The organism is Mesorhizobium sp. M0293 (assembly GCF_040321735.1).
In the GTDB taxonomy this organism is placed as follows: Bacteria; Pseudomonadota; Alphaproteobacteria; order Rhizobiales; family Rhizobiaceae; genus Mesorhizobium.
In genome coordinates, this window is the sequence record NZ_JAMYSA010000145.1 from 1 (window position 1) to 12,996 (window position 12,996).

The window sequence follows — 12,996 nt, forward strand, 5'->3', positions numbered from 1 at the left end:
GCGACGATTGCGAAGATGGTCTCGCGCTTGACCGACGAAGCGGTGATGTCGAGAAAGCAGAGTTCGTCGGCGCCAGCCGCGTCATAGGCCTTGGCCGCCTCGACTGGATCGCCGGCGTCGATGAGATCGACGAAGTTGACGCCCTTGACGACGCGACCGTTCTTGACGTCGAGGCAGGGGATGACACGGGCTTTGAGCATCAGCGGCCCTCTATCGTGGCGATGAGATCGTTGAGCAACTGACCGACCAGCGGCGGGACGTCGCCCTGCGCGTCGAAAGCCGGATCGTAGGCGGAGACGGTGATGCCGACGACCGGCACCGCAAGTGCCATGGCGCAAGTGGCGTCGCGCAACTGTTCCGGGCTCGGCCCGCCGGAACTGACATAGCGGTTGGCCTGCAACTCCCGGGGATCGTGTACGTCCATGTCGAGATGCATGTGCACGCGTTTGGCACCGGCGACCTTCAGTCTTTCGGTCGCCTGGGCCACTCCGGGGCATTCCGTCCGGATTATCGGCAATGTTTCGAGGAGTTGCTTTTCCGCCGGATCGAGGTCGCGCGCGTTGACGAGCACACAGCGTGAGGGATCGATCGGCTTGAAGCCGGGGATGGCCGCCGCCATCGGCCGCCAGCACAGGCCAAGCACCGTCGCCAGCGCCATGCCGTCGAGAAAGCCGTATGTGGATGTCTCGGGCGTGTTGAGGTCGCCGTGCTGGTCGGCCCAGATGATCGCATCGGCGTCCTCGCCGGCGACCGCGCCGGCGCTGGTCAGGCAGTTTCCGGCAAGGACGATGGGAAACCGACCGGCGTCACGGGCAAGGCGAACCTCGGTCGCAACCGCGTTGCAGACAGCAAAGCCGGTGGCGATTTCGCGCTCCTGGGCATCTCCAACCTTGCCGATATCCTCGACCATCACATCGTGGCCGGCCATCGTCAGGGCGTCGACAAGCCCGCCTGATATCAGCGCATCCGGACCCTGGCCCATGCCGCCATGGTAATGGCCGCTATCATAGGAGGCCAGGATGATGGAGATGTTCACGTCCGCGTCTCCGCCTTGCCCTGCAGGATCGCCAGAGCCTCGGCCGGATCGATGCGGCCGTCATAGAGCGCGCGGCCGGAGATGGCGCCTTCGAGCTTCTGCGCATCGGGCATGGTCATGCGCACGATGTCGGCGATCGATGCGAGGCCGCCGGACGCGATGACCGGGATCGACACGGCGTCGGCGAGGTCGATGGTGGCATCCCAGTTGATGCCGGTCAGGACGCCGTCACGGTCGATGTCGGTATAGATGATGGCGGCGACGCCGGCGCCCTCGAATTTCTTCGCCAGTTCGATAACGCCGAGGCTCGACGCCTCGGCCCAGCCCTCGACGGCGACCTTGCCGCCCTTGGCATCGATGCCGACGGCCACCTTGCCCGGAAACGTCTTGCAAGCTTGCTTGACCAGGTCGGGATCGCGCACCGCCACCGTGCCGAGGATGACGCGGGCCAGCCCGCGATCGAGCCAGTCCTCGATCTGCGCCAGCGTGCGGATGCCACCGCCGAGCTGCACCGGGTTTTTCGTCGCCTTGAGGATGGCGCCGACCGCCGCACTGTTGACGCTCTGGCCCTGGAAGGCGCCATTGAGGTCGACGACATGCAGCCACTCGAAGCCCTGCTGCTCGAAGGCTTTGGCCTGGGCTGCCGGGTCGTCATTGTAGATGGTCGCGGTGGCCATGTCGCCGTGCTTGAGGCGCACGCATTGGCCGTCCTTGAGGTCGATGGCTGGGAAAAGGATCATCCGTTCAGGCGCCTTCAACGATGACGAAATGGCCTGATGAGGCGGCAAGCCGGAACTTCGAGGCGTGTTGATATTCCGGCGAATGATAGCATTCGACCGCCTTGTCGTAGGAGTCGAACTCAACCAGCACATGACGGTTGCCGGTCGGTCCTTCGGGATTCTCGTAACGACCGGCCCGCACTGGAAATTTAGCGCCGTATTTCGCGAAGGCGACGGCATTCGCCTCGATGTACTGCTTATACACATCGGGATCGCGGACATCGATCATCGCCATCCAATAGCCCTTCTTGCTCATGCGTTATCCCTTCGCTTGAGCATGATCTCTGGACAAACGGGAACCGTTTGTCCGAGAAAACCGGGGGCCATTTTTCGGGATCATGCTCAGGGCCTCCAGCGCAGGAAATTGGTGATCAGGGCAAGGCCCAGCGCCTGGCTCTTTTCGGGGTGGAACTGCGTGCCGACGAGATTGTCACGGGCAACGGCGGCCGTCACCGGGCCGCCATAGTCGGCGACCGCCAGGACCTCGTCCGCCTTGCGCGCATCGAGATGGTAGGAATGGACGAAATAGGCGTGCAGCCCGTCCGGCCCGGTCGGAATGCCGGCAAACAGCGGATGCCGGCGTTTGAGTTCGATCGTGTTCCAGCCGATCTGCGGGATTTTCAGCGCCGGATCGGCGGGCGTGATCTCCTTGACGTCGCCTGATATCCAGCCAAAGCCGTTGGTAATTGTCTTTTCGAGGCCACGCTGCGACATCAGCTGCATGCCGACGCAGATGCCGAGGAAGGGCCGGCCTTTACCGATCGCGACTTCTTCCACCGCTTCCCACATACCTTCGACGGCATGCAAGCCGGCCGCGCAGTCGGCGTAGGCGCCGACGCCGGGCAGGACGATGCGATCAGCGGTACGCACCCGTTCGGCATCGGCGGTCAGGTCGATGTCCGCTGATATGCCGGCTTCCCGCGCGGCGCGCTCGAAAGCCTTGGTGGCCGAGCGCAGATTGCCCGAACCGTAGTCGATGATGGCAACCCGCATGTCAGCGTCTTCCCGGAATGTGGGTCAGCCCCAACGCCATGCCCGGCTGCGCGGGCCGCGCGCGAGCAGCGTCCGGGACCATGCGTTGCACCGGGGCAGCCTCATCGGCAAGCGCATCCGTCTCGAGCGCATAGCGCGTATCGGCATCATCGAGCCATCCGGCCTCGACCACGCCCCATTCGTGCCAGCCGCGCCGGCGAAGTGCCGATATGCGCAGCGCCTGTCCTTCCAGTCCGACATAGAGCGAAACCAGCAGCGACAGCAGCGAGTCGGCCAGCCCAAGACCGAGCTTTTGGCCGAGCATCGAAAGCAGGCCCATGATGACGAAGGCAAGGGCTGCTTCGATCCACAGCCGGTGCCAGGCGAGCCATAGCGGCGGCACCAGAAAACCGAGCCAGGCGAAGCCATCGCGGACAAAGGCCGTTGTATCGGCTTTCTCACTGCCGCCGGGCGGTTCCATGACGACATAGGCGGCCATGACGCTATCCCTTCAAAGATCCCTTGGTGGAAGGAACCGCGTCCGGCTGACGCGGATCGCGTTCGAGTGCCGTGCGCAGCGCACGCGCCACCGCCTTGAAGCAGGTCTCGGCGATGTGGTGGTTGTTGGCGCCGTAATGATTGGTGACATGCAGCGTGATGCCGGCATTCTGCGCCAGCGCCTGGAAGAACTCGCGCACCAGTTCGGTGTCGAAGGTGCCGATCTTCGGCGACGAGAAGGAAACGTTCCAGACCAGGAAAGGACGGCCGGACACGTCGATCGCCGCACGCGTCAGCGTTTCGTCCATGGCAAGGTCGATCGAGGCATAGCGCATGATGCCGCGCCGTTCGCCGAGTGCCTTGGCCAGCGCCTGGCCGAGCGCGATGCCGGTATCCTCGACCGTGTGGTGGTCGTCGATGTGCAGGTCGCCCTTGGCCCTGACCGTCATGTCGATCAGCGAGTGGCGGGAAAGCTGGTCCAGCATATGGTCGAAGAAGCCGACGCCCGTCGAAATGTCTGATTTGCCCGAACCGTCGACATGGACCGATACCGCGATATCGGTTTCCTTGGTCTTGCGGCTGGCTTCGGCGGAACGGGGCAGCATGACCTTGTCCTTGTCCCAGGGTTTTCACGCGTTCCAAGCCTTCACCGGCTTGAAAACGAGAGCCTTCTAGCAGCATGATCCGGCGATTGCCAGTTGCCATCCCGGTCGGGTATCGAGCCGTTTGCAATCACCGGGCCCATGCATACATATGGCCGATCAAGTCACTCGTACCGCGCCAATCGCCTTTTGGGATAGCGCTGCTCGGAGCCAGGAAATGTCGAATGAACTGACCATGCACGCCACGACCATCGTGACGGTGCGCAAGGGCAACAAGGTGGTGATCGCCGGCGATGGCCAGGTCAGCCTTGGCCAGACCATCATGAAGGGCAACGCCAAAAAGGTGCGTCGCATCGGCAAGGGCGGCAATGTGATCGCCGGTTTCGCCGGCGCCACGGCCGATGCCTTCACCCTTCTGGAGCGGCTCGAAGCCAAGCTCGAACAATATCCCGACCAGCTGACGCGCGCCTGCGTCGAACTCGCCAAGGACTGGCGCACTGACCGCTATCTGCGCCGGCTGGAAGCGATGATGCTGGTTGCCGACAAGTCGGTCTCGCTGGCGCTGACCGGCACCGGCGACGTGCTCGAGCCCGAACATGGCGTCATGGCCATCGGTTCGGGCGGCAATTACGCGCTGGCCGCGGCGCGCGCGCTGATGGACAGCGACAAGGACGCCGAGGAGATCGCTCGCAAGGCGATGCAGATCGCATCCGACATCTGCGTCTACACCAACAATAATTTCGTCATCGAAACGCTCGATGCCGGCTGACCCGGCCGCCAATCATGATCCCGAAAAGTGGAAACCGGTTTTCGGGAAAGATCATGGTTGAACAAGAAGACAGGTATGATTTTCGGCCGGTAACCGAGAAAGACCTGCCGATGATTGCCGGCTGGCTCGCCGAGCCGCATGTCGCGGAGTGGTGGGACGATCCCGAAACGGAAATCGCCGAGATTCGCGAGCACATCGATAGCATTTCCGTCGAGCCGCTGATCGTCGAACTCGACGGCAAGCCGATTGCCTATCTGCAAAGCTACGATCCGCACATGGAAGACGACCATCCCTATGCCGACCAGCCGTTCGGCACGCTCGGCATCGACCTGTCGATCGGCCGGCCGGAGCTGCTCGGGCTCGGCCATGGCTCGGCAATCGTGCGCCAGTTCGTCGAACAGCTGTTCGAGGAAGGCGTGCCGCGCGTCATCATAGACCCGGATCCATCCAATGAACGGGCCATCCGAGCCTATGAGAAAGCCGGCTTTGTTGCCTTTGACACCAGAACATCGGAATACGGGCCAGCATTGATGATGGCGCGCGACGCGCCACAGGAGCCCGATTGATCCGCGCGGAAACACTCGACAAGGCAATCGCCGCGGGTCTGATTTCGCAGGCGCTGCGGGATCAACTTGAGGCCATGGAACGCTCGGTCGCGGCTGAGGCGCAGCGCGTCGATGATGAGGGTGACGAGGAAAACCTGCGGCTGGTCGGCGGCGGCAATGATCTCTTCATCACCGTGGGGACTGTTCTGCTCAACGCCGGTATCTTCTTCGTCCTCATCACCATGCTTCCTGGTCAGACGTTCTGGATTGCCGGCATTCTTGCGGTTTTCGCCTGGGCGCTCGCCGAAATTGTCACGCGTCAGCACCGGATGAAATTGTCTTCTTCCGTGCTTGCCCTGATCTTCATGGTCGCCATCCTGGTCGCGCTGGCACTGCGGGTTGAGGCCAGCTTTGACATCCGCATGCCGGAGACCATCTGGCAGCTATTGGCGTTGCGCCAGACGGCTTCCCGGGCCGGATATCTGTTTCTCGGCGGGGGAATAGCGGCGGCGGTAATCTATTTCTGGCGCTTTCGCGTCCCCGTCCTTGCCGGGGTCATCGCCATCGCCTTTACACTGCTTGCTTTCCTGCAAACGGCAATAATCCTGTACGACGGCGTGACGACAGGCGCGGTTGCGCCGCCAAGCCTCGAGGATGTTCCCGAATTGCTCCGCGCGGCACTCTACATGCCGCTGATCTGCGGCCTGATCGTATTCTCGACGGCCGTGGCTTTCGACATCCACGACCGGGATCGGCGCAAGATCTGGTCCGATTGTGCGTTCTGGCTGCATGTCGTATCGGCGCCCATGCTGGTGCATCCGCTCTTTATCATGGCAACTGGCCAGAACGTCGCATTTGGACATATCGCGCCCGACGCCAATGCGACCATCATGCTGACGATCCTGATCCTTGGCTTCGTTTATGTTGCGCTTGCCATAGACCGCCGTTCGCTGTTGGTTCCCACATTGGCCTATTTCGGCTCGCTGGGCATCTACTATCTGGTCAACTCCGCCTCCCATTCGACTGGCATTCCGCCTTTTGCCTTGATCTTGGTCGTTGTCGGCGCGTTGATCATCCTTTTCGGGGCGGGCTGGCAGCGTATCCGGCGAATTGTCGTCAAGCCCACTTTGCCGGCGGCCGTAATCCGCTGGCTGCCGCCGCTGAAGGCGTAGCGGGCTGTGATGACCGAAGAGCACGACGGGCATGAGGGGGAATGAGGGCATGAAAGCATCCGGCGAGGACAAAAACCTCTCGGCCTACGAAAACAGCTGGCGGATGGGGCTGCTCATCGTGCTTGGCCTGATCATCATCCAGGCCGTCACGCTTTATTTGATGGGACGGACACCGATCTGCACCTGCGGCTACGTCAAGCTCTGGCATGGCGTCGTGCAGAGTTCGGAGAATTCCCAGCATATTTCGGACTGGTACACGCCCTCGCATCTCATCCACGGCTTCCTGTTCTATGCCCTGGCGCGGTTTTTGTTCCCGCGCTCACCGATCGGCCTGAGGCTTGCATTCGCCGTTTTCATCGAAGGCGGCTGGGAACTGGTCGAGAACAGCCCGTTCATCATCGACCGCTACCGCGCCGGTACCATCTCGCTCGATTATTACGGCGACAGCATCATCAATTCGGTGTCCGACACACTGGCCATGGTGCTGGGATTTGTGATGGCGCGAAGGCTACCTATATGGGTGATCGTCAGCCTTGCCATCATCTTCGAACTGGGTACCGGCTATCTCATCCGGGACAATCTGACACTCAACGTGATCATGCTGCTGCATCCGTTCGAGGCCATCAAGCAGTGGCAAAGTGGAATTTAGTCATATGAGCACATTCTCTCCCCGCGAAATCGTTTCGGAACTCGACCGCTTCATCATCGGCCAGAAGGACGCCAAGCGCGCCGTGGCCATTGCCTTGCGCAACCGCTGGCGCCGCCAGCAGCTGGAAGGCCAGATGCGCGAAGAGGTGATGCCGAAGAACATCCTGATGATCGGGCCGACGGGCGTCGGCAAGACCGAGATCTCGCGCCGCCTGGCGCGGCTGGCCGGTGCGCCTTTCGTCAAGGTCGAGGCGACCAAGTTCACCGAAGTCGGCTATGTCGGCCGTGACGTCGAACAGATCATCCGCGACCTGGTCGAGATCGCCATCGGCCTGGTGCGCGAGAAGATGCGCGAGGACGTCAAGGCGCGCGCCCACATCAACGCCGAGGAACGGGTGCTGGAATCGCTTGTCGGCAAGACAGCGAGCCCGGCGACGCGCGATAGCTTCCGCAAGAAGCTGCGCGATGGCGAGCTAGACGACAAGGAGATCGAGATCGAAGTCGCCGACACCGGCACTGGCGGTATGCCAGGCTTCGAGATCCCCGGCATGCCGGGCGCCAATATCGGCGTGCTCAACATCAACGACATGCTGTCGAAGGCGATGGGCGGCAAGAAGACCAAGGCGCGCAAGACGACGGTCAAGGAATCCTACGCGCTGCTGGTCAACGATGAGTCCGACAAGCTGCTCGACCAGGATGAGGTGGTGCGCCGGGCGCTCGACGCGACGGAGAATGACGGCATCGTCTTCCTCGACGAGATCGACAAGATCGCGTCACGTGAAGGTGGCATGGGTGCCGGCGTTTCTCGCGAAGGCGTGCAGCGCGACCTGCTGCCGCTGATCGAGGGCACCACCGTGGCGACCAAATACGGACCGTTGAAGACCGACCACATCCTGTTCATCGCCTCGGGTGCGTTCCACGTCTCCAAGCCGTCCGACCTGTTGCCGGAATTGCAGGGCCGCCTGCCGATCCGCGTCGAGTTGCGCGCGCTGGAGAAGGACGATTTCGTCCGCATCCTGACCGAGACCGAGGCGAGCCTGATCAAGCAGTATATCGCGCTGATGAAGACAGAAGGCGTCGACCTGACCTTCACCGACGACGCCATCGATTCGCTGGCCGGCATCGCCGTCGACCTCAACGCCAGCGTCGAGAACATCGGCGCAAGGCGGTTGCAGACGGTGATGGAGCGGGTGCTGGACGACATCTCCTACGACGCGCCCGACCGCAATGGCACGGCGGTCACCATCGACGCCGCTTATGTCGAAAAGCATGTCGGCGACCTGTCGCGAAACACAGATTTGTCGCGATTCATCCTTTAAACGACGGCGCCGGGTCATTCCGGCGCCGGCTTAAGCAACAGATTCCGGCAAATAGAATCATGTGTGGCCAGATGGTACCATCAGGCCACCTTTCGTATTGCCGGGTGAAGGGGTGCTCTCGACTCAATCAAGAGCTTTACCTAGTTTGCGCGGCAATTCTCTAGGGCAGTTCACCGTTTCCCGGAGACGGTGAACCACTCTATCTCTTTGTTTTGACGCAATTCCGGACGGAAAACCGTTTCACACTTTTCCTGGAATTGCTTAGGCGGCGGCGCATGAAAAAACTGATCCTGATCATTCTCGGCTTGACGCTGGCGGCGACGCTGTTCGCCGCGGAGGCGGCGACATTGGTGCCGGCGGGAAACCGCAATGCGGAACAGCCCGACATTCCCGGCGCCTCCAGCCGGCGCACGCAGGCGACCAACACCACCTTCCAGGCGAAGTACCGCAAGGTTTACGCCTTGCTGCAAAACGACGCCGATCTGCGCGGCAAGATCAAGAAGGTAGCAGCCACCTACGGCATCGATCCTCTGCACATCGTCGGCGCCATCGTCGGCGAGCACACCTATAATGTCGACGCCTATGACCGGCTGCAGACCTACTACGTCAAGGCGATTTCCTATCTCTCCAGCAAGCTATCCTTCGCTTACGACGGCGAGGACATCACCGATTTCGTGCAGCGGCCGGAATTCAAGAAATGCGCCGGGGTGTCGGACAGCTACGATCTGTGGGAATGCCGCGAGCAGGTGTGGAACCATTCGTTTCGCGGCAAATCCGTCGGCGGGACAAGCTTTCCAGACGACCGCTTCGGCGCAACCTTCTTCCAGCCCTATTATGCCGGCCAGACCTTCGGCCTCGGCCAGCTCAATCCGCTGACCGCCTTGCAGATGAGCGATCTCGTGCACAAGGTTTCGGGCCTGCCGAAGCTCGACGTCGCCGATCCCAATTCGGTCTACAAGACCATCATGGATCCCGACCTGACGCTGCCTTACGTCGCCGCGACGATCAAAAAATCGATCGACGCCTACAAGAGCATTGCCGGCTTCGATATTTCGGGCAATCCGGGGCTGACCGCCACGCTCTACAATGTCGGCAATCCGGAGCAGCGCGCCTATGCGCTGAAGGCGGAGAACGACAGGCGCCGCGCCGCCAGCGAGCCGGAGAAGCTGCCGGAGGAGAATTATTACGGCTGGCTGGTCAACGACAAATTGGCGGAGCTGAAGGCGCTGTTTTAGGGCCTCGGCCCTCCATTCTTCGCAAGCTCAAGCCGCCAGCAACGACTTCAGCTTGACGGCTTGCGATCCCAGCGCTTCCGGCGTCGGCTTCGCTCGTTTGCCGATCAGCATTTCGGCCAGCCTGATGTCGCGGGCGACCGCGTTGCCGGGGCCGATGCCGCTGGCCGCCACCAGCCTGCCATCCTCGGCCAGATGGAAGAGGATGAAGGCGCCATCGCCGACGTCGCGGCGCACAGTGCTGCGGCCCTCGTCCGAGAGGCCCGCGATCTGCAGGGACAGACCATATTGATCCGACCAGAACCACGGCACCGCTGCGTGCACCTCGCCGGCGCCCAGCATGTTCCTCGCCGCCAGCGCGCCCTGCTCCTGGGCGTTGCGCCAGGCTTCCAGCCGCACGCGGCGGCCGCCATAGACAGCGAGCGGAAACGAGCAGCAATCGCCGGCGGCAAAGATATCGGGATCATTGCTGCGCAACTCGGCATCGACAGCGACGCCATTGTCGATCGTCAGGCCGGCTTCGGCGGCGAGCCCAGTCACTGGCACGGCGCCTATGCCGATGACGGCGAGATCGGCTGATATCTGCTGTCCGCCGGCAAGCGCAATGCGCACCTCGTTGCCATCGTCGGCGATGGACGCGATGCCGTCGCCGCACAGGATCTTCACGCCCTCGGCGACATGCGCATCATGAATGATTTGGGCGATCTCGGCCGGCACGCCGCGCATCAGGATGCGCGGCTGCGCCTCGATGACGGTGACCGACGCTCCGAGCTTGCGTGCCGCGGCGGCGAGTTCGAGGCCGATGAAGCCGCCGCCGATGATGGCGATACGATTGCCTGCCTTGAGATGCGCGCGAATAGCGAGCGCATCGGCGAAGGTGCGGAGATAAACGCAGCGCGAACCCAGTCCCGGCATCGGCAGCTTGCGCGGCATCGAGCCGGTTGCCAGCAGGAGCTTGTCGTAAGGCAGGGCCGAACCGTCCGACAGGCGCACCGCATGCGCCGCGCGATCGATCGCCACGGCCTGAACGGAATGGATATGCCGGATCGATTTCTCGGCCAGAATTGCGTCGCTGGCGATCGCCTTGATCTCGGGCGCTTCGCTGGCCATCGCGTCCTTCGACAGCGGCGGGCGTTCGTAGGGCAGATGCGGCTCATCACCGACCAGCGTCACCGGCCCGTCATAGCCCAACTCGCGCAGCGCCAACGCTGCGCGCCCACCGCATTCGCCGGCACCGATGATGACCATTCCCCGCGCCATATCAGTCATCCGATCTGGATCAGGACTTTGCCGGCGTTGACCTTGACCGGATAGGTTTTCAGGTTGACGCAGACCGGCGCGCCGCGGGCATCACCCGTCTTGTAGTTGAAACGGCCATTGTGCTTGGGGCACTCGATGATGTCATCCATCACCAGGCCGTCGGCCAGATGCACCTTTTCATGCGTGCAAAGGCCGTCGGTTGCGAAGAACTCGTCGTCGGGACTGCGATAGATGGCAAAGGTGCGGCCGCCATGATCGAAGCGCATCACATCCTCCTCGTCTATGTCGCCGGTGGTGCAGGCCTCGACCCAGTCGCTCATTCAAGTCCTCCCCTGGAAATCGGATAGAAGCACGATCATTCAGCCGCGGCGGCGACAGTGTCGTTGTGGAATTCTTCGCGATATGGCCGTGCGGTCGGCGGCAGCTCGCGCTTGAGGAAATAGTCCTCGTTGCGCAGCTGGCGCAGGAAGACCGGGATCATCTCGCGGTAGCCGGCCAGGATCGACGGTGTCGGCGCCGGCAGATCGTGCTTGATCAGTTCGTGCAGCTTCGGCAGCGCATGATAGGGCACCATCGGGAACATGTGATGCTCGACATGGTAGTTCATGTTCCAGTAGATGAAGCGGCTGATCGGGTTCATGTAGACGGTGCGGCTGTTCAGCCGATGGTCGGTGACATTGTCGGCCAGGCCGCCATGTTGAAGCAGGCCGACCATGACGTGATGCCAGGCGCCATAGAGCCTGGGCAGGCCAATCAGCATCAGCGGCAGGAACGAACCGGTGTAGAACGCCAGCGCGATGGTGGCGGCATAGATCGCCGTCCAGATGCGGGCGATGCGGATCGCCCTTGGCTGTTCCTGCTCGGGAATGAAGGTCTTTTCCGCCGCGCTGATGTTGCCGGCGGCGTTGCGCAGCATATCGCTCATCGCATGCCAGGCGTCGAGCACGCCGACGAAGCCCAGCATGGCGCGAACCAGATCAGGCGGCCGCATCACCGAGATTTCCGGGTCACGGCCGACGATGATGGTGTCGGTGTGGTGACGCGTGTGGCTCCAGCGCCAGGTCACCGGATTGCGCATAATCATGAAGCAGGCGGTCTGATAGACCACATCATTCATCCACTGCGTCCGGAAGGCGGTGCCATGACCGCATTCATGCCAGCGTGAATCGGTGGATGAGCCGTAGAGAACGCCATAGACGAAGAAGAACGGCACGCACCACCAGCTGCCCCAGAACCAGACGCCGCCGGCGCCACTGACGATCAGGGCGGCTAGCCAGATGATGGTATCGCGGATCGCCGGCCCGTCGGAGCGCTGCATCAGCTCTTTCATCTGCTTCCGCGGAATCTCGGTGTGATACCACTCGGCCGCCGACAGGCCGGTCTCGACGGCGAGCTCGGCGTCGCGGCCGATCAGGCTGTAGTCACGCCGGGACGGCGCAGTGGACATGATTGCCTCCCTCGGCGAGGCATTCGCCAGGGCGAACGCCTGAAATCCATTGGCTTCGAGGCTGAAAAATAGCGCCAGACCATGATAGACTCAACATCACAAAGATAGTTTCTATCATTTCCTATCAGAATGATGTAGGAAAGCCCAACACTCCAATGAGGCAAGCATGGCGAAACGGCCGACCATATCAGACCTGGCGCGCATCTCCGGTGTCAGCGTGGCAACTGTCGATCGCGTGCTCAACAGCCGCCTGCCGGTGCGCGAGGACACGGCGCGCCGCGTCTACGAAGCGGCGACCGAGATCGGCTATCACGCGGCAGGCCTGATCAAGCAGCGGATGCGCCATGAATTGCCCGAGTACCGGCTCGGCTTCCTGCTGCTCAAGGGCAACTACGTCTTCTACAGCGAGTTCGCCCGCGAGCTTGAACTTGCCGTGTCGCGGTCGCCGCGTTTCCGCGGCGTCGCCATGATCGATTTCGCGGACTCGCTGGCCCCAGACGAAATCGTCGAGCGCGCGCGCAAGCTGGCGGCCAAGTGCCGGGCCGTGGCCCTGGTCGGGCCGGATCACCCGACACTGACGGTCGCCGTCGAGGAGATGAAGGCGAAAGGGTTGCCGGTGTTTTCCCTGCTGTCCGACTTCGCCGCCGGCATCCGCGAGGGCTATGTCGGGCTCGACAACCGCAAGGTCGGCCGCAGCGCGGCCTGGATGATCTCGAA

General features: G+C 62.3%; 17 protein-coding genes. 7 read left to right on the forward strand and 10 right to left on the reverse strand.

The window, feature by feature from the left end; translation table 11 throughout:
* The 7 genes from NKJ06_RS31260 to hisB form a co-directional block, all read right to left on the reverse strand.
* On the reverse strand, positions 1-200 hold a 200-nt coding region (locus tag NKJ06_RS31260; RefSeq protein WP_352811897.1), incomplete at its 3' end, for a HisA/HisF-related TIM barrel protein.
* On the reverse strand, positions 200-1,036 hold the full coding sequence (locus tag NKJ06_RS31265) for an arginase family protein (RefSeq protein WP_352630630.1): 837 nt from the start codon (positions 1,034-1,036) through the stop codon (positions 200-202). The genes NKJ06_RS31260 and NKJ06_RS31265, both read right to left, overlap by 1 nt.
* Positions 1,033-1,776: a 1-(5-phosphoribosyl)-5-[(5-phosphoribosylamino)methylideneamino]imidazole-4-carboxamide isomerase gene (gene hisA / locus NKJ06_RS31270; RefSeq protein ID WP_352630628.1), complete on the reverse strand. Its 744-nt coding sequence runs from the start codon at positions 1,774-1,776 to the stop codon at positions 1,033-1,035. Before hisA ends, NKJ06_RS31265 begins: the two co-directional genes overlap by 4 nt.
* 4 nt (positions 1,777-1,780) lie before the next feature.
* Positions 1,781-2,071: a DUF1330 domain-containing protein gene (locus tag NKJ06_RS31275; protein WP_352630626.1), complete on the reverse strand. Its 291-nt coding sequence runs from the start codon at positions 2,069-2,071 to the stop codon at positions 1,781-1,783.
* Between the two features lie 86 nt (positions 2,072-2,157).
* Positions 2,158-2,808: an imidazole glycerol phosphate synthase subunit HisH gene (gene hisH / locus NKJ06_RS31280; protein WP_352630624.1), complete on the reverse strand. Its 651-nt coding sequence runs from the start codon at positions 2,806-2,808 to the stop codon at positions 2,158-2,160.
* A 1-nt stretch (position 2,809) separates the two neighbouring features.
* Positions 2,810-3,286: a DUF2628 domain-containing protein gene (locus tag NKJ06_RS31285; protein WP_352630622.1), complete on the reverse strand. Its 477-nt coding sequence runs from the start codon at positions 3,284-3,286 to the stop codon at positions 2,810-2,812.
* A gap of 4 nt (positions 3,287-3,290) precedes the next feature.
* Positions 3,291-3,890, reverse strand: a complete 600-nt coding sequence (gene hisB, locus NKJ06_RS31290) for an imidazoleglycerol-phosphate dehydratase HisB (RefSeq protein ID WP_352630620.1) — start codon at positions 3,888-3,890, stop codon at positions 3,291-3,293.
* 214 nt (positions 3,891-4,104) lie between these two features.
* On the opposite strand from hisB, the gene hslV reads away from it, so the two are divergent.
* The 6 genes from hslV to NKJ06_RS31320 all read left to right on the forward strand — a co-directional run bounded on the left by hslV (position 4,105) and on the right by NKJ06_RS31320 (position 9,575).
* Positions 4,105-4,656, forward strand: coding sequence for an ATP-dependent protease subunit HslV (gene hslV, locus NKJ06_RS31295; RefSeq protein ID WP_352630618.1), 552 nt, complete (start codon positions 4,105-4,107; stop codon positions 4,654-4,656).
* Positions 4,657-4,709: 53 nt separating this feature from the next.
* Positions 4,710-5,222, forward strand: a complete 513-nt coding sequence (locus NKJ06_RS31300; RefSeq protein WP_352630616.1) for a GNAT family N-acetyltransferase — start codon at positions 4,710-4,712, stop codon at positions 5,220-5,222.
* Positions 5,219-6,373, forward strand: coding sequence for a hypothetical protein (locus NKJ06_RS31305; RefSeq protein WP_352630614.1), 1,155 nt, complete (start codon positions 5,219-5,221; stop codon positions 6,371-6,373). Before NKJ06_RS31300 ends, NKJ06_RS31305 begins: the two co-directional genes overlap by 4 nt.
* A gap of 49 nt (positions 6,374-6,422) precedes the next feature.
* Entirely contained in the window at positions 6,423-7,022 is a 600-nt protein-coding gene (locus NKJ06_RS31310) for a DUF2585 domain-containing protein (protein ID WP_352630612.1), read from the forward strand.
* A gap of 4 nt (positions 7,023-7,026) precedes the next feature.
* Positions 7,027-8,340 (forward strand): ATP-dependent protease ATPase subunit HslU, encoded by a 1,314-nt coding sequence (hslU, locus tag NKJ06_RS31315; protein WP_352630610.1) that lies wholly within the window; start codon positions 7,027-7,029, stop codon positions 8,338-8,340.
* A gap of 275 nt (positions 8,341-8,615) precedes the next feature.
* Positions 8,616-9,575, forward strand: coding sequence for a DUF1402 family protein (locus NKJ06_RS31320; RefSeq protein ID WP_352630608.1), 960 nt, complete (start codon positions 8,616-8,618; stop codon positions 9,573-9,575).
* Positions 9,576-9,602: 27 nt separating this feature from the next.
* On the opposite strand, the gene NKJ06_RS31325 is transcribed toward NKJ06_RS31320, so the two are convergent.
* From NKJ06_RS31325 to NKJ06_RS31335, 3 genes are read right to left on the reverse strand one after another with little or no spacing between them, the layout of a single operon-like run.
* Positions 9,603-10,841, reverse strand: a complete 1,239-nt coding sequence (locus tag NKJ06_RS31325; protein ID WP_352630606.1) for an NAD(P)/FAD-dependent oxidoreductase — start codon at positions 10,839-10,841, stop codon at positions 9,603-9,605.
* A complete protein-coding gene (locus NKJ06_RS31330; protein WP_352630604.1) occupies positions 10,838-11,152 on the reverse strand; it encodes a Rieske (2Fe-2S) protein in 315 nt (104 codons plus the stop codon). Before NKJ06_RS31330 ends, NKJ06_RS31325 begins: the two co-directional genes overlap by 4 nt.
* A 35-nt stretch (positions 11,153-11,187) precedes the next feature.
* The gene (locus NKJ06_RS31335) at positions 11,188-12,279 is read right to left on the reverse strand and encodes a fatty acid desaturase family protein (RefSeq protein ID WP_352630602.1); all 1,092 of its coding nucleotides are present in this window, start codon (positions 12,277-12,279) and stop codon (positions 11,188-11,190) included.
* A gap of 166 nt (positions 12,280-12,445) precedes the next feature.
* Between NKJ06_RS31335 and NKJ06_RS31340 the strand changes: the two genes are divergently transcribed.
* The coding region (locus NKJ06_RS31340; RefSeq protein ID WP_352811901.1) for a LacI family DNA-binding transcriptional regulator at positions 12,446-12,996 on the forward strand (551 nt) is incomplete at its 3' end.